At 75.3% G+C, this 15,836-nt stretch carries 11 protein-coding genes; 4 read left to right on the top strand and 7 right to left on the bottom strand.

The annotated features are described in order from the left end of the window. Positions 1-90: 90 nt before the first annotated feature. Genes ACFYM0_RS09490 through ACFYM0_RS09475 form a run of 4 tightly spaced genes read right to left on the bottom strand, consistent with a single transcriptional unit; the run spans position 91 to position 4,657 of the window. Positions 91-714, bottom strand: a complete 624-nt coding sequence (locus ACFYM0_RS09490; RefSeq protein ID WP_388498481.1) for an ATP/GTP-binding protein — start codon at positions 712-714, stop codon at positions 91-93. Beyond that, the gene (locus ACFYM0_RS09485) at positions 695-1,141 is read right to left on the bottom strand and encodes a DUF742 domain-containing protein (RefSeq protein WP_388498479.1); all 447 of its coding nucleotides are present in this window, start codon (positions 1,139-1,141) and stop codon (positions 695-697) included. The genes ACFYM0_RS09490 and ACFYM0_RS09485 overlap by 20 nt, the downstream gene beginning before the upstream one ends. A 10-nt stretch (positions 1,142-1,151) precedes the next feature. Further along, complete coding sequence (locus ACFYM0_RS09480; RefSeq protein WP_243341589.1) at positions 1,152-1,589, bottom strand: roadblock/LC7 domain-containing protein; 438 nt, start codon at positions 1,587-1,589, stop codon at positions 1,152-1,154. Then, entirely contained in the window at positions 1,586-4,657 is a 3,072-nt protein-coding gene (locus ACFYM0_RS09475; RefSeq protein WP_388498477.1) for a nitrate- and nitrite sensing domain-containing protein, read from the bottom strand. The genes ACFYM0_RS09480 and ACFYM0_RS09475 overlap by 4 nt, the downstream gene beginning before the upstream one ends. A 359-nt stretch (positions 4,658-5,016) precedes the next feature. On the opposite strand from ACFYM0_RS09475, the gene ACFYM0_RS09470 reads away from it, so the two are divergent. Then, positions 5,017-5,505, top strand: coding sequence for a hypothetical protein (locus ACFYM0_RS09470; protein WP_388498474.1), 489 nt, complete (start codon positions 5,017-5,019; stop codon positions 5,503-5,505). Between the two features lie 114 nt (positions 5,506-5,619). Here the strand turns inward: ACFYM0_RS09470 and ACFYM0_RS09465 are convergent, their stop codons facing one another. From ACFYM0_RS09465 to ACFYM0_RS09455, 3 genes are all read right to left on the bottom strand, one after another. Further along, positions 5,620-10,314, bottom strand: coding sequence for a hypothetical protein (locus ACFYM0_RS09465; RefSeq protein ID WP_388498472.1), 4,695 nt, complete (start codon positions 10,312-10,314; stop codon positions 5,620-5,622). Between the two features lie 85 nt (positions 10,315-10,399). Beyond that, on the bottom strand, positions 10,400-11,326 hold the full coding sequence (locus tag ACFYM0_RS09460) for a hypothetical protein (RefSeq protein ID WP_388498469.1): 927 nt from the start codon (positions 11,324-11,326) through the stop codon (positions 10,400-10,402). 541 nt (positions 11,327-11,867) lie between these two features. Beyond that, positions 11,868-13,373: a hypothetical protein gene (locus ACFYM0_RS09455; RefSeq protein ID WP_388498468.1), complete on the bottom strand. Its 1,506-nt coding sequence runs from the start codon at positions 13,371-13,373 to the stop codon at positions 11,868-11,870. 119 nt (positions 13,374-13,492) lie between these two features. On the opposite strand from ACFYM0_RS09455, the gene ACFYM0_RS09450 reads away from it, so the two are divergent. The 3 genes from ACFYM0_RS09450 to ACFYM0_RS09440 are packed head-to-tail and all read left to right on the top strand — an operon-like array spanning position 13,493 to position 15,782. Continuing rightward, the gene (locus tag ACFYM0_RS09450; protein ID WP_388498466.1) at positions 13,493-14,293 is read left to right on the top strand and encodes a LamB/YcsF family protein; all 801 of its coding nucleotides are present in this window, start codon (positions 13,493-13,495) and stop codon (positions 14,291-14,293) included. Further along, complete coding sequence (locus tag ACFYM0_RS09445) at positions 14,290-14,916, top strand: allophanate hydrolase subunit 1 (protein ID WP_388498465.1); 627 nt, start codon at positions 14,290-14,292, stop codon at positions 14,914-14,916. The genes ACFYM0_RS09450 and ACFYM0_RS09445 overlap by 4 nt, the downstream gene beginning before the upstream one ends. Beyond that, on the top strand, positions 14,913-15,782 hold the full coding sequence (locus tag ACFYM0_RS09440; RefSeq protein ID WP_388498464.1) for a biotin-dependent carboxyltransferase family protein: 870 nt from the start codon (positions 14,913-14,915) through the stop codon (positions 15,780-15,782). Before ACFYM0_RS09445 ends, ACFYM0_RS09440 begins: the two co-directional genes overlap by 4 nt. Positions 15,783-15,836: the final 54 nt, after the last annotated feature.

Here is a 15,836-nt window from a genome sequence, read left to right as displayed (position 1 = left end):
GCTGCACTGGTACAACTACCACCGACCCCACACCGGCATCCAAGGCCAAACACCCGCCAGCCGCGGCACCAACCTGTCCGGACAACACACCTAGGGCGCCGCCAGGCCCTGGCGGCGGGCCCTGGCCAGCGTCATCGCGTGCTCCACGACCCCCACCAGGACGTCCTTCACCGACTCCCGGTCCCGTGCGTCGCACAGCAGCACCGGTACCTCGGGGGTGAGGTCCAGGGCTTCCCGTACGGCCACCACGGGGTACTGCTCGGCTCCGTCGAAGCAGTTCACCGCGACCACGAAGGGGATCTCGCGCCGTTCGAAGTAGTCGATGGCGGCGAAGCAGTCGGAGAGCCGCCGGGTGTCCGCGAGGACGACGGCTCCGAGCGAGCCCTGGGCCAGCTCGTCCCACAGGAACCAGAAGCGGTTCTGTCCGGGCGTGCCGAACAGGTACAGCACCAGGTCCTCGCGCAGGGTGATGCGCCCGAAGTCCATGGCCACCGTGGTGGTGTTCTTGCCCTCCACTCCCCCGGTGTCGTCGATGGCGCGGCCCGGCTCGGAGAGGCGTTCCTCCGTCCGGAGCGGCCTGATCTCGCTCACCGCACTGACCAGGGTGGTCTTACCCACCCCGAAACCGCCCGCGACCAGGATTTTCAGGGTCAGCGGCTCGACCGGCGTCACGGCATGCATGGCGCCGGTGCGGCTAGAGCGCCCGAAGGCCATCGATCACCTCACGCAGTATGGATTCGTCGGGCAGTTCGGCCGGGGGGACCGGCCGGGTCACGTGCACCAGTTCGTCGTCGACCAGGTCGCCGATCAGGACGCGTACGACCCCGACCGCGAGGTCGAGCTCGGCCGCGAGTTCCGCGACGGACTGCGGGCGTAGCAGGCAGAGCCCGAGGATGTCCGCGTGTTCCGGGGACAGGGTCGTGTCCCAGACCGGGTCGGCGGCCGCGGACTCCGCGACCACCAGCGCGATCAGATCGAGTCGGTGCTGTCCGGCATGGCTGGTCCGGCCGCGGGTCATCGCGTACGGACGGACCACCGGACCCGCGTCGTCGTCGAACCACTGGCCGCGAGCGCCGTCGGAGGCGGCGTCCGAGGCGGTGGCGGGAGTGTGGGCGGGGTGGTCCTGGCCTGGGTCGCTCATGCCGTCCGTCTCACCCTCCGGCTGGCAGCCCGGTGCGCGGGGCGGTCGCCAGGTGGTCACCGACCCGCTTGACCATGAGGGTCATCTCGTACGCCACCTGGCCGACATCGGAGTCGGCGTCGGCGAGCACGGCCAGGCAGCTGCCGTCGCCGGCCGCCATGACGAAGAGGAACGCCTCGTCCAGCTCCACCACGGTCTGGCGGACCCTGCCGGAGTCGAAGTGGCGGCCGACGCCCTTGGCGAGGCTGTGGAACCCGGAGGCCACCGCGGCCAGGTGCTCGCTGTCCTCCCGGGTGAGGTCCTTGGAGCTTCCGGTGGGCAGGCCGTCGCCGGAGAGGACCACGGCCTTGCGGATGCTGGCGACCCGGTCGACGAGCTCGTCGAGGAGCCAGTTGAGCGGGCCGGAGCCGCGGCCCCTGGTGTCGTTGCCGGACTGCGGTGCGGTCATCGACCGTCCCCTTCGTTCTCGCTTCCGGGACCGGTGGCGGCAGGGGTGCCGGCCTCGGTCACGGACTGGTGTGGTGCGGGGCGCCGTGCTTGCTGCGTCTGGTCGGGCGCCTGCTCTGTCCGCTCTGCCTGCTCTGTCCGAGTTGCCTGCTGCCGCGCGTGGTGGTCGCGACCCGCGGTCCAGCCGCGCTGGAGCGAGGACATGCGCCGGCGTACGTCCTCGGCGTCGCGGTCGGCCCCCGGGTCCGCGGCGGCTTCGGCGGGGGCCGGGGCCGGGGCGTCCTTGAGCTGGGGCGCGAGGCTGGCCTGGCGGATCCGGCGGGGCAGGGTCGCCCCGGCGGGCGCGGCCGCGGGGTGCGCCGTGCCGTTCGGGACGGGCGCCTCCCGCGCGGGGTCCGGGACCGCGGAGACGGGGCGGGGCTCCACGCGGCGGCCGTGCTCGGCCACCAGGGTCGGGGCCGGGCGGCGGCGCGGGAGCGGTACGGCACCGGGCGAGCGGGCACCGTCGGGGCGGGCGGAGTCCGCGCGCGCCGGCTCCAGGCGGACCGGGCCGGTGGGCGGCAGGGGCTCCCGCTCGCGGTGGTCACGGCGGTCACGGCGGTCACGGTCGTGACTCCGGTCGCGGTCGCGCAGGCCGTCCCGGCCCGCGTCGCGGTCCGTGAGCCGGGCGCCGCCCCGCTCGGCAGGGGCGTCGGTGGACCGGTCGCCCTTCCAGAGGCCCGTGCGGTCGCCGGAGCCGTCCGCGGCCCGCTCGCCCATGCGGTCGGCGCCGCGGTCGCCCTTGCGGGGACCGCCGTGGTCGGTGTGCCGGTCCGTGTGCGGGCGGCCGGGCGGGCGCAGGCCGAGGAGGGAGTTGCGCGAGATGCCGTTCGGCGGGGTTTCGTCGTCGAGCGTGGCCATGGCGGGCCTGCCCTTGGCTCCGGAGACCCCGGTGAGCCCGGTGGCTCCGGCGGGGCCCGCGAGGCCGGTGGGGGCCCCCTCAGGGGCCGGGACGGGCTCGTCCAGCTCCAGCATGCCGATCGGGGCCTCCAGCTCGACGGGGCCTCGCTCGGCGCCGGCCGGGAGCCGGCGGCCCGCGGCGCCACTCTCGGCGACGGCCCTCTGGCGGGAGGCGGCCACCGGTCCGCCGGGCGCCTTGCCGCCGGCCAGCCGGATGCCGGTGCCGTTGGTCTCGGGAGCTTCCGTCAGCAGCGCCACCGGGAGGAAGACCACCGCGGTGGTGCCTCCGTAGGGGCTGATCTGGAGGCGGACCTTGACCTCGTGGCGGTGTGCGAGCCGGCTGACGACGAACAGACCGAGCCGGTCGGTGTCGGAGAGTTCGAACTCGGAGGTCTCGCTGAGCCGGAGGTTCGCGTCGAAGAGCGCCTCGGGGGTCATGCCGAGGCCGCGGTCGTGGATCTCCAGGGTGAAACCGTTGGCCACGCGCTCGCCCAGGACCTGGACCGCCGTGTGCGGCGGGGAGAAGACGGTGGCGTTCTCGAGGAGTTCGGCGATGAGGTGGGTGACGTCGGCCACGGCCGGGCCGCCGATGCCCAGGCGCGGCAGCCGGCGTACCTCGATGCGCTCGTAGTCCTCCACCTCGGCGACGGCCGCCCGTACGACGTCCATCAGCTGGATGGGCTTGCGCCACTGGCGGGAGGGCGCGGCTCCGGAGAGGATCACCAGGCCCTCGGCGTGGCGGCGCATGCGGGTGGTCATGTGGTCGAGGCGGAAGAGGTCGGCGAGCTCCTCGGTGTCCTCGGTGCGCCGCTCCATGGTGTCGAGCAGGGTGAGCTGGCGGTGCAGCAGCACCTGGTTGCGGCGGGCCAGGTTGACGAAGACCTCGGAGACCCCGCGGCGCAGTTCGGCCTGCTTGACGGCGGCCTCGATGGCCGCGCGCTGGAGGGTGTTGAGGGCCTGGCCGACCTGGCCGACCTCGTCCTTCTCGTACTCCAGGCGGGGGGCTTCGGTCTCCACGTCCACGTGCTCGCCCGCGGCGAGGCGGCGCATCACGCCGGGCAGGCGGATGCCGGAGACCTCGTGGGCCTCCTTGCGGAGCCGGGACAGGTCGCGGATCAGTCCGCGGCCGATGCGCATCGACAGGACGAGGGAGACGATGAGGGCGATGAACCCGAGCACCCCGGCGAGGGCGGCCTGCACCAGGACGTCCATGGCCACGGGTTCGACGCGCTTTTGGTAGCGGTCGCCCGCGGCGGTGCCCATGACGGCGAGGTCTTCGAGCACCTTGCCGGCGGCGGAGTCCCACTGGGAGGCGGTCACGTTGCGCGGGCTGTGGGTCGGACCCTGGACGAGGAATCGTTCCTCTGCCTCGCGCAGGGAACGGCTCTCCGGGTTGTTCCAGTACTGCTCGAACTGCTCCCGGTCGGAGGCCGGGAGGATCGCGAGGTTGAACTCGTAGAGCAGCTTGCGATTGGCCACGAAGTCGGAGGCGTGCCGGATGTCCGCCTGGCTGACGTTGCGGGCTGCCAGGGCCCCGGCGATCAGGGCGTCCTCGCGAGAAAGCGTCTCGCGGGCACGGGTGATGCCGACGAGGGCGCGGCCCTGCTTGTCCATCTCCACGTCCTGGAGCGCGTGGAGGTTCATGAGGAAGTCGTAGCAGGGGTCCACGAGCCGGTTGTAGAGCTCCAGCGCCTGGTTGGTGTCGAGGGAGCCCCCGTCCACCGCACTGCGCAGGGCTTCGATGCTGCGGAACGCTTCGAGGACGGAGCTCAGGTGCCGCAGGGAGGCCGGGTCGAGTTCGTCGGCGACCTCGGGGTCCTTGGCGTCGGCTGAGATCTTCTCGATCGCCTCGTCGGTGGCCGCACGGCTCAGGAGCAGCTCGGTGTTGGCGACGGCGGCGCGCGGGTCGCCGATGACCACGAGGGTCTGGCGGCGCTCCTTCTGGATGACGCGGACGACGTCCTCCACGGGGTAGCCGACCTTGTCGATGACGTAGGCGACACCGAGGAGTTGGACGGCCTGCCGGCCGGTGATCACCGTTGCGAAGCCCCAGAGGGCGGTCAGGGAGACGAGCGGCACAAGGAGCAACGCCACGATCTTCCGGCGGATGGACTTCCCGCGAAAGCGCATGGCCTCCCCAGCCTCCCCAGCTCAACCCCGTTACCGGGGGTTGGTGTTCCGTCATTTAAACGGCGTGAGCCTACTACTGCCACGGCGAACCTTCGAAGGCCTGTCCGGACGTTTTCGGCCTGACCCCTGGACGAAGATCACGAGTTGTCCGATAGTTCCCGTGAAGTGCGGCCCGATATGTGGCAGATGACACTTGGTGGGGCCTCGGTTCCCGTAGCGGAATGGATGGCTGGAATTCTTCGTTCCGCGATACTTCGGGGCTCCCGGTGCGTCCGGGATCCGGGAATCTATCGGCCCGTTCGTGCGTCTACCTGTTCGGGGCGGGCATGAGCGGCCGCGTGGAGGGGAGGGAGCCGACCATGGCGAGGAAGTACGCAAGCTACGAGGGCAGCGCGGACGGCACGGACGGCGAGGACGGCGGCACCGGTGCGCAGCGGGGGCGGACCCTGTGGGTGGACCAGCCGGCGGGGCGCAGGCGCATGCCGGACCCGGTGCGGACGTCCGCCGTGCGGGCGGTGCTGATCGTGGCCGTGACGCTGACGGACGCGACGGTCTCCTTCTTCCTGACGGTCACGGGCTCCTGGCTGGCGCTTCCGCTCTCGCTGTGCGCGATAGCGGGGGTGGTCGTGGCCACGTGGGGCGTGCTCGACGTGCTGATCACCCGGCAGACCTGGAACCAGCGCCACGGGGTGCTCTCGGAGCCCAGCAGTACGGCGCGGAGCCGGCGGCGCGAGCGCCGCACGGCGCGCAGGGAGGCCCGCTCGGCGCCTCCCCTGCCGCCCCGCGTACCGGCGCACGGCGAGGCGACCGGCATCTGGCCGCCTCCGACGCGCACCGGGCCGGGCTGAGACGGAGCCCGCTCGGTCCCGGCTCCCCGGACCCGCCGGACGGAGTCCGGTGCAGCGGTGCGAAGCCGGGGTGGCCCGCCGGGGCCGGGCCGTGCGAGCGGCGCGCGGAGTGGTTCAGCTTCGCCGGTACATGCGGGTCGCCGTGATCTCGCCGTGGATCGTCTCCCCGTCCGTGAATTGCTGGGGCAGGCCCGGGCGCAGGTGTTCCTCGACGCTGATGTACTTGAGCCCCGCGCGCAGGTCGGCGTCGTTGCGCAGCCGGATGACCAGCGGGAACTCGGCCAGCGCCGTGGTGTCGAACAGGCCCGTGGTGTAGAGCAGCTGGACGCCGAGCGCGTCCGAGACGGCCCGCTGGAGTTCCAGCAGGTACGTGGCGTTCGCGCGCCCGATCGGGTTGTCGAGGAAGAGCGTGCCCGCGTGCCGGTGCTTGTCGCGGCCCCGGTCGTTGCTGCGCAGTGCCGCCATCGTGCAGTACAGGGCGATCGCGGCGGTGAGGAGCTGGCCGCCGGAGAACACGTCGCCCATCTGGCCGACCGGGACCCGCTCGGCGCGCAGCACCGCGTCGGGCTTGAGGATCTCCACCGCGATGCCCTTGGGTTCCAGGGCCGCCTGGACGCCGTGCAGGAGCAGCGACATGCCGTCGCGGCGGCCCTCGCCGAAGGAGGCGGTGCTGTTCTTCTTCACGGCGGCGCGGGTCGCCTCGTCGATGACCTCGCCGAGCCGCTCGGTGAGGGTGGCCTGGTCGGGCTCCTCGAAGCGGATGCGCAGGAACTCCTGGCCCGACCACTCCCCCAGGCCCTCGGGGAGCTGGGAGAGCCGCTGGGCGGAGCGAAGGGTGGCCAGGGCCGACTCCACGAGGCCGCGCAGCCGGTCCACGATGCTGTCCCGGTTGCGCTCCAGCTGCGCCAGCTCGTCGGTGAGGACGCGCAGCCGGGGGGCGAAGGCCACGGCCCAGGCCGCGGCGTGCTCGGGCAGGGCGGAGGCCGGCAGTTCGCGGATCTGCTGGCGCGCGGGGGTGCGTACCTGCTCGTAGCGGTTGGCGTTGGCGTGCCGGACCAGGATGTCGCTCGCCTCGCGGACCGCGGCCTCGGCGGCCGACAGGTCGGCGGCGCAGGCCCGTAGCGAACGGCGGGCCTCGGTGGCCGACTGGCGGGCCTCCTCCAGGCTGCCCGGGTGGGCCACCGGCTCCTGCTCGTCCTCCTGGTGGGTGTGGTCCCGCAGGAGGTCCCGGAGCATGGCCGCGGTCTCCTCGAAGCCGCCCGTGCCCTCCTCGGCCGCGCGGTGGGCGCGCAGCAGGTCGGCGTGGGCCGCGCGGGCGGACTCCACGGCGGCGGTGTGGGCGGCCAGTTGGCCGGTGGCGGTGCGGAGGCGGGCCTGGGCCTCCTCGACGTTGTCGGGGATCAGCTCCTCGGGCAGCTCGGTGTGTGCCCCGCCCTCGGCGGGGGCGTGGCGTTCGGCCTCGCCGCGCAGCCGGCCGAGCTGCTCGCTCGCGGTGGAGGCGCGGGTCTCCAGCATCTGCACGAGGGCTTCGGCGCGGGCGGCCGCGGCCTGCCGGGAGGGGCCGTCGGCTCCGTCGGTGCCTTCCAGGAGCTGGGCCGCGCGGGTACGGACCTTGTTGGTGAGGCGGTCGAGTTCGGCGAGGGCCACCGACTCGTCGCTCTCGGCGCGGGCCTGTTCGGAGCGCAGGTCGGCGCCGACGCCGACCTTCTCGTAGAGCTGGGAGGCGGCGCGGTAGGCCTCGCGGAGGGCCGGGAGCGGCGCCTTGGCCGTGCCGTCGTCCTCGGGCAGCGGATCGGGGGCTCCGGCGATCTCGGCGCGCTCGGCGCGCAGGGCGCGGGCGGTGCGGCGGGCGTCGTCGGCGGCTCGCTGGGCGGCGCGGCGGTCCTCGTCGGCGGACCGGGCCCGGTCGAGGCAGACCTCGGCGCGGGCTTCGGACTCGGCGGCGTCGTCGGCGAGTTCGCGCAGCTTGGCCTGCCAGCCGGCGCGCTCGCGCAGCCGGTAGGCGAGACCGGCGAGGGCGTCCGCGACACGGCGGGCGCGCTGGGCGGTGTCCTGACGCTCGTCGCGGACGCGGGCGGCGTCGGCGGCGGCCTCGTCGGCCTCGGCGCGCACGGTACGGGCCTCCGCGAGCTCGGCGTCGGTCTCCTCGGCGAAGCCGCGGGCGGCGGCTGCCTGCTCCGCGAGCTCGGTGAGGCGGCCGGGCGGGCAGCCGGTGCGCCAGGAAAGCAGCCGGGCCGCGAGTTCGCGGTCGCCGGACAGGCGGGCGGCGAGCTCGCGGATCTCGGTGTCGCGGGCGGTGGCGCGGGCGCGCAGCGCCTGGCGCTCCTCGTCGGCGGCGTGCTCGTCGTGCATGGCCGGGTTCGGCGTCACGATGAAAATGCCGTGGATGCCGGACCCGTCGGCGTCGCCGGCCGGGGGAACGGGCGCCAGCAGGGCCGCGGCGGTGCCGACGGCCACGGTGGAGCGGGGCAGCAGGGCGGCGCCGGAGAGGACCTCGCGGGCCCGGGAGTGGGTGTCGGGGTCGGTGATGACGACGCCGTCGACGAGTTCGGGGCGGGCGGCGAGGACGGCGGCATGGTCGGCCGGGTCCACGGACTGGGCGAGGTAGCGCCAGCCGGGGAGGGCCGGGATGCCGTGTTCGCCGAGGAACTCGACGGTGGCGAGGACGTCGGGGCCGGGCGGCAGCAGGCCTCCGTCGCCGAGGGCGCCGAGGATGCGGGAGTCGTCGGCGGCGGCGGTGCGCAGGTCGAAGAGCTGGCGTTCGGCGGTCGCGACTCCGCGGGTCAGCAGTTCGTGCAGTTCGTCGGCGCCCCGGTCGAGGTCGGCGACCGTGAGCCCGGCGGCGGGGGCCGCGTCGGCGCCCGGTCGGCCGGGTGCGGAAGGCGTCTCGGCGCCCGTGCGGCCGGGTGCCGGGGTCCCGGCGGCGCCCCGGGGCGCATCACCCGCCCCGGTCGTTCCCGGGGCGTCCGGGAGGCCCAGGAGGGCGGCCAGGCGCGGGGCTCCGGCGAGGGACGCGGCGGCCCGGTGCTCGGCGTCGTGGGCCGCTTCGGCCGCGTCGGCGGCGTCGGCCGCGCGGGCGGCGGTGAGTTCCGCGCGGGATTCCGCCGCGGCGGCCTCGCGAGCGGCCTCGGCGGCCGCGCGGGAGGCCTCGCGGGACTCGTCCCAGGCGGCCACGGCCGTCTTCTCCGCGTCGGCGGCGGCCAGTGCGGCGCGCGCCGGGTCGGCGTCGGGTGCGGAGTCGTCGAGCCAGCCGGACCGGACGGCCTCGGCGGTCTCCTGCTGGACCTCCGCGAGGCGGGCGCGCAGGTGCTCGGCCTCGCTGCGGGCCCGCTGGGCGGCCGTGGCCGCGGCGGTGGCCGCGCGGTGGGAGGACTCGCCGGTCTCCTGGAGGACGGCGGAGCGCTCCTCTTCCTCGTTGGCGGCCCGCTCGCCCTGTTCGGCGGCGGCGTGCAGGGCCCGTACGAGCTCGGTGGCGGCGGTGGCACGGGCGGCGAGCGCCGGGGCGGCGTCCCGCTCGGCTTCCAGGATCGCGGCGGCGACCCGGGCGGAGCGGTCGGCGGCGGAGCGGTGGCGCAGGACGTGCTCGGCGGCCTGCCAGGCGGAGTGCAGGGTGCGGGCTTCGAGGAGTTCGCGGCGCTGCGCGGCGGCGGCCTTGTCGGCGACGGTCAGGGCCAGCGAGGCGTGCCGGTAGGCCAGTTCGGCCGAGACGGCGGCGCTGCGGGCGCGCGCGGACTCGGCGGCGGTGACCTGGTGGGCGGCGCCGGTGACCCGCTGCGCGAGGTCGGCGGCGCGGCCGCGCTCCTCGCCGGCGCGGGCGGACAGGCGCCGGGCGAGGGTGCGCGTACGGCGTTCGGCGCCGGCGTGGACGTCGCGGAGCCGGGAGCGGGCGGCGGCGGCCTCGACGATCTTGGTGAGGAGGTCCACGGAGCCCGCGGTGAACTCCCGTTCGGCCATCAGCTCGGCGCGGCGGCCGAGTTTGTTGCCGAAGCCGTGGACGAGGTCGGCGAGGCCGTCCGTGTCCCGGGTGTCGGTGACGGCGCGCAGCAGCAGGTCGGTGAAGTCGGAGTCCTTCTTGACCGCGAAGAGGCCGGCGGCCTCGCCCTCGTCGGCGTTCATCTCGCGCTGGTAGCGGAAGAGTTCGGGGTCGAGGCCGACTTCGGTGAGGTGCTCGTTCCAGCGGTCGTGGATCTCCTCGAAGTACACCTCGAGGTGCGGGTACGCCTTGCCGGCTTCGGTCAGGGCGTCACGGAAGCCCTTCATGGTGCGGCGCCGTCCCTGGGCGCCGGAGGCGCCTTCCACGGGCGGGCGCACCGAAGTGGCCTCGGCCACCGGGAGGTTGTCCAGGCTGAGGCCCGGTCCGGGGCGGAAGGAGTACCAGGCCTCGGCGAACTTGCGCGGGTCGTTGGAGACTTGGCGGCCGCGCCATTCGCTGACCTTGCCGACGACCACGCACTCGCCGGTCTGGGTGTGCTGCCATTCCAGCGCCACGTGGCCGCAGTCGTCGGCCAGCAGGAACTTGCGCAGGACGCCGGAGCTGGCGCCGCCCAGGGTGTTGCGGTGGCCGGGCAGCATCACCGAGAAGATCAGCTTGAGCAGGACGGACTTGCCGCCGCCGTTCTCGAGGAAGAGCACGCCGGCGGGCGCGGGGCGGCGCGGCGGGCCGGTGGGCTCGTCCTCGAAGAACTCCGCCTGGGTGGGCGCCGGATGGGGCACCGGTGCGCCGACTCCGCGCAGGTCGAGCACGGTGTCGGCGTAGCGTGCGCCGGCGGGCCCGATGGAGTAGAGGCGGATCCGGGACAGCTCGTACATGGCGGCGGACTCTCGTGGTCTTTCGTAGGTCGTACGGGGACGGGTGGCGGGCGGGCGTCGCGGGGGCCCGGGCTGGTGGGGCGGCTCAGGCGTGGAAGGGCAGGCCCGCGTCGGCGGCGAGGTCGAGGTCGTCGCCCTCGGGCGGCGGCAGCAGGCTGGCGGACCCGTCGCTGACGGGGACCACACCGAGGTCGAGGAGCTCGGCCATGGCCGCGCTGCCCGCCATGTCGCGGACCTGGAGCTGGTAGCGCGGGGTGGTGCGGTACGTGCCTCCGGCCTCGTCCCCGGTGCGCTGGAGGAAGCCGGAGTCGGTGAGGAAGGCGGCCGCCTTGCCGACGATGCCGGTGGTGGAACCGGCCAGCCGGCGGGCGTCCTTGGTGGCGCCGGTCGCGCTGCGGCGGGCGTAGACCCGCCAGGCGGCCTCCAGGCCGGGGGCGTCGGAGGCGGGGTCGGTGTTCTCGCCGAGTTCCTCCGCGCGCTCCTCCAGGCGGCGGCAGGTCTGCCGGACGAAGGCGTCCACGCCGTTGACGGTGATCCGGCCGATGTAGCCGTCGTCGGCGAGGTCCTCGGGGCGGGGGAAGGCCAGGGCCGCCACGGCGAGGTGGGCGAGGCCGTGCAGGAAGCGGTCCGCGGAGTCGGCGGTGGCGCGGCGGGCGTAGTCGCCCATGCGGACGGCGAAGACGGAGTCTTCACCGGCGGCCACGGCCATGCCGGCGCGGGAGGACACCTCCAGGACGACGAGTCCGAGGCCGGTGGCGACGGCGTCGGCGAGCCGGGCGAAGGCCGGGTCCTCGCGGTAGCGGCGCAGCAGTTCGGCGTACTCGGCGTCGCGGGCGGGCAGCAGTTTGGGCTGGAGCCCGAACGCGACGAGGCGGGCCGCGTCGGCGGCGTCAGCGGGGGTGAGGGCACCCTGCGGGGGCTGAGCCGGGGCGGTCGCCTGGACCGGAGCCGGGGCTGCGTGCGTGTCGGGCTCGCTCCACGCGGGGTGCTGCTCGGCGTGGTGGTCGCTCACGGGTGGATCTCCTCGGTGGTACGGGTGTGCGTGCGGGTGTTGCGGGCACGGGCGGTGTCCGGGCCGGCGTGCGCCGAGCCGGCTTCGGCAGGCCCGGCAGGCCCGGCAGGCCCGGCAGCAAGGAGTCTTCCCCCACCCCGCCCCTTCCCGGAAGCAGGGGCGGGCCCCCACGCCCCCGGGTGGCCGAGGTTCGTGCCCGGGGCCCCGTCGGGCCCGGGGCGACGGGCCTCAGGGGTGCTGTCGACGACGACCGCGGCCGCGCGGCGGGCCACCCGGGCAACGCCCCGGCCCCGGCCGGGCGGAACCGTACCGCCGGCGCGCCGGGCGACGGAACCGCCGGGCGTGGCGCCGTAGCGGTGCGCGCTTGTGCGGCCCGCACCGCGGCGAGCGGCACCACAGAGAGCCGCGCCGCGGGGAGCCGCTCCACACGGGGCCACCCCGCACGGGGCCACTCCGTAGCGGGCCTCTCCGCGGCGGACGGCTTCGCGGCGGACGGCTTCGCAGGGGCCCGGTCCATCGCCCGGCCAGGGCCAGGGCAAGGTCATGCCGCCTCCGTGCGGTCCGCCGTCATGGCTGCCGCGTCCAGGAGGGCGGTGCCGACGATGAGGTCCGCGCCGCCGAATTCGGGGTCTTCGAGTTCCGTGCCGTCGTCGACCGCGAAGAGGAGGCGTTCCTCGCCCTGGCGGTACGCGGTGCCCACCGCCGGGCTCGCCGCGTGGACGGCCAGCAGGGCCACCAGGTAGGGCAGATCGGGGTCGGAGCGGCGGGCTTCGGCGAGGAGGCCGGACAGGCGGCGCGGGGCGTCGTGCGGGAGTTCGAGGAGTGCCATCGCGGCGGCGAGCTGCTCCTCGCTGAAGCGGCTGTCGTCCGGGGTCGCGATCAGGTCGGGCTCCGGCATTTCCAGACCCAGGTGCTCACGCTCCACCGGCGGGGTGAGGAGGATCTCCACCAGGTCCGCGACGCGGACCGAGACGGGGGTGCGCAGGCCCGCGCCCGACGCGAAGAAGGCGTCCGTGACCCGGATGGCCTGGGCGACCGGGAGCGGCAGCGTCGGGGCCACGAGCTGCCCGTAGAGGTCGATGCCGGAGCGCGGCGCGGGGGCGGCGAATGCCTGGCGGTCCTGTTCGGCGCGGAAGAGCGGTCCGGCGTCGAGCAACCGGGACTGGAGCTGGGTGTGGCGGCGGATGCAGTCCTTGACGATGTCGACGAGCTCGGCCGCGCGACGCTTGTTGTCCGGTTCTTCGGCTTCGTCGCGGGCCTTGCGGATGTTGGTCAGGATCGCGTTCTCGTGCCGGTAGCGGTCGGCGACGTGGTCCAGGGCCTCCGCGATCATGTCGGGGACGGTCACCAGCCAGTCCACGGCCCGTACGTTGCGCCGGGTCGCGTCGAGCGTGCGGCGCAGGGTTTCGGCGTACTGGACGGTACGGTAGCGCGCCTGTTCGGCGGCGAGCTGGGCGTCGGCGAGCCGGCCCCGGCTGATCAGGACCTCCAGCTTGACCTCGGCGGCGATCTGCGCGCTGGTGACGTCCGTGTCGAGGGCGCCGACCAGGACGTTGACGGCCTCGTCCGTGGTGCGCAGGTACACCGCGCCGCCGTAGCCCGGGACTTCCTCGATGAGCTTGAAGTCGTAGTCGCGGCGGACGTACACCCCGTCCGGGCCGAACGTGCCGTAGATCGCGCGGAATCCGCGGTCGACGCTGCCGACGTTGATCAGGTTCTCCAGCACCCAGCGGGCCACCCGCTCGTGCTCGGCCGCCGGACGGGCCGGCGCCTGGGCGGCGACCCTCGGCAGCAGGCGGGCCACTATCTGCTCGTGGTCGGCCCCGGTGTCGAAGTCCATGTTGAGCGTGACCAGGTCGATCGCGGCGAGCGCGACCTCCGCCATCGCGTAGACCCCGTACTCGCCGGCCAGATTGGCCTTGCGCACGTCGAGGTCGTGCAGCGGGGCGGTGCAGGCGAGCGCGCGCAGCCGCCGGGCCAGGCCCTCGTCGGCGGCCGGGCCCGGCGCCGGGGAGGGAAGGGTCTTCGCCGGGGCAGGGAGAGTCACGGGCAAAGACTAGGCGCTGACCCTGACAACATCCCAAACGGGATGGTTCGCCCGATCCTCCCGCCGTCGGCGCGAGCGCGGCCCGCACCCCGGTCCGCGCCCTGTTCTAGGCTCACCGCATGGCTTCCATGATCACGCCGGAAACCCCGGCGGCCGGCCCAGTGATCGATCTCAACGCCGACCTCGGCGAAGGCTTCGGGCGGTGGACGCTGACCGACGACGAGGCCCTGCTGTCCGTCGTGACGAGCGCCAACGTCGCCTGCGGCTTCCACGCCGGCGACCCGTCCATCATGCGCCGCGTCTGCGAGCTGGCGGCCGCGCGCGGGGTGCGGATCGGCGCGCAGGTGTCGTACCGGGACCTGGCGGGCTTCGGCCGCCGCTCCATGGACGTGCCGGCCGGTGAGCTGGCCGACGAGGTGGCCTACCAGATCGGGGCGCTGGAGGTCTTCGCGCGGGCGGCCGGTTCCCGGGTGTCGTACGTGAAACCGCACGGGGCCCTCTACAACCGCACCGTGCACGACTCCGGCCAGGCCGGTGCCGTCGTGGCCGGGGTGCTGCTCGCGGCCGGTCCCGGCGGGCTCCCGGTGCTCGGGCTGCCCGGTTCCCTGCTGCTCGACGCCGCCGGGCGGGCCGGGCTGGCGGCCGTCCCGGAGGCCTTCGCCGACCGCGCCTACACCCCCGCGGGCACCCTCGTTCCGCGCGGTGAGCCGGGCGCCGTGGTGCACGACCCGGACGCGGTGGTGGCCCGTGCGGTGGACATGGCCGCCGGGCACGAGGTGACGGCCGCCGACGGCTCCCGGATCCCGGTGGCCGCCCGCTCCCTGTGCCTGCACGGTGACACCCCCGGGGCGGCGGAGCTGGCCCTGCGCGTCCGCGGGGCGCTCGGCGGCGCCGGGGTCCGGGTGGAGGCCTTCGCGTGAGGGTGCTGGAGGCCGGGGCCGCGGCGCTGCTGCTGGAGGTGGATTCCGCCGAGGAGGTGGCCGCGCTCCACGCGGAGCTGCTGCGACGCCGGGACGCGGGCGAGCTGGACGGCGTACGGGACATCGTGCCGGCGGCCCGGACGGTCCTGCTGGACGGGGTGCGGGAGCCGTGCGCCCTCGCGGACCGGATCGCCCGCTGGCGGGTCGCCCCCCTGACGCCGGCCGACGGGCCGCCCCCGGTGACGGTCTCGGTGCGCTACGACGGCCCGGACCTCGCGGAGGTGGCCGCGCTGTGGGAGGTGTCCCCCGGGGAGGTGCCCGGCATCGTCGGCGCGATCACCTTCCGGGTGGCCTTCTGCGGGTTCGCCCCGGGCTTCGGCTACCTGACGGGCCTGCCCGCCCGCCTCCACCTGCCCCGGCGCGCGACGCCCCGTACGGCGGTGCCGGCGGGCTCGCTGGCCCTGGCGGGCGAGTACGCGGGGGTCTACCCGCGCTCCTCCCCCGGCGGCTGGCAGCTGATCGGGTCCACCGAGGCGGTGCTGTGGGATCCGGCGCGCGAGCCGGCCGCGCTGTTCGCGCCGGGGGTACGGGTGCGGTTCGCCGAGGCGGAGGCTGCGCCGTGAGGGCCCTGGAGGTCGTACGGGCGGGCGCCCTGACCACCGTCCAGGACCTGGGCCGGCCCGGGTACGCCCACCTCGGCGTCCCCCGTTCGGGGGCACTCGACGCGGGGGCGCACGGGCTGGCGAACCGGCTGCTGGGCAACCCGCCGGGGGCGGCGGTGCTGGAGACGACCCTGGACGGCGTGGGTCTGCGGGCGGTGGGCGGCCCGGTGACCCTGGCGGTGACCGGGGCGCCCTGTGCGGTACGGGTCGACGGGCGCGCGGCGGCCTGGGGAGCCCCGGTCCTGCTGCGCGCCGGGGCGGAGCTGGAGGTGGGCCGGGCGGAGTCGGGCCTGCGCGGCTACGTCGCGGTGCGGGGAGGGTTCGCGGTCGGGCCGGTGCTGGGCAGTCGCTCGACGGATCTGCTGTCGGGCCTGGGCCCGCCGGTCCTGTCGGCGGGGGCACTGCTGCCGGTGGGCGCGCCCGGTCCGGATCCGGTGGCCGGGGCGGACGCTCCGGCGGTGCCGGGCCCGCCCACGGAGCTGGTGCTGCCGCTGCGCCTGGGGCCGCGGGCCGACTGGTTCACGGCGGAGTCGGTGACGGGGCGGCTGCTGCGGGCGGCGTACCGGGTCTCGGCCGCTTCGAACCGCATCGGGCTGCGCACGGAGGGGCCGCCGCTGGTCCGGGCCCGGGGCGGGGAGCTGCCGAGCGAGGGGATGGTGCTCGGTGCGGTTCAGGTTCCGCCGGACGGGCAGCCGGTGGTCTTCCTGGCCGACCATCCGGTCACCGGCGGCTATCCGGTCGTCGGCGTCGTCCCGCCGGGCCCCGCGCTCGACGCGGCGGCCCAGGCCCGGCCGGGGGTGCCCGTGCGGTTCGTGCGCAGCCGCTGAGCACCCGCCGTGCGGGGGCGGTGAAACGCTTCGCGCGGCAGGTGCCAAGTACGG

This window comes from Streptomyces sp. NPDC006487, assembly GCF_042870555.1.
Classification (GTDB): Bacteria; Actinomycetota; Actinomycetes; order Streptomycetales; family Streptomycetaceae; genus Streptomyces.
Note: the sequence above shows the minus strand (reverse complement) of the source record. Positions and strands in the feature narration are given on the sequence as shown.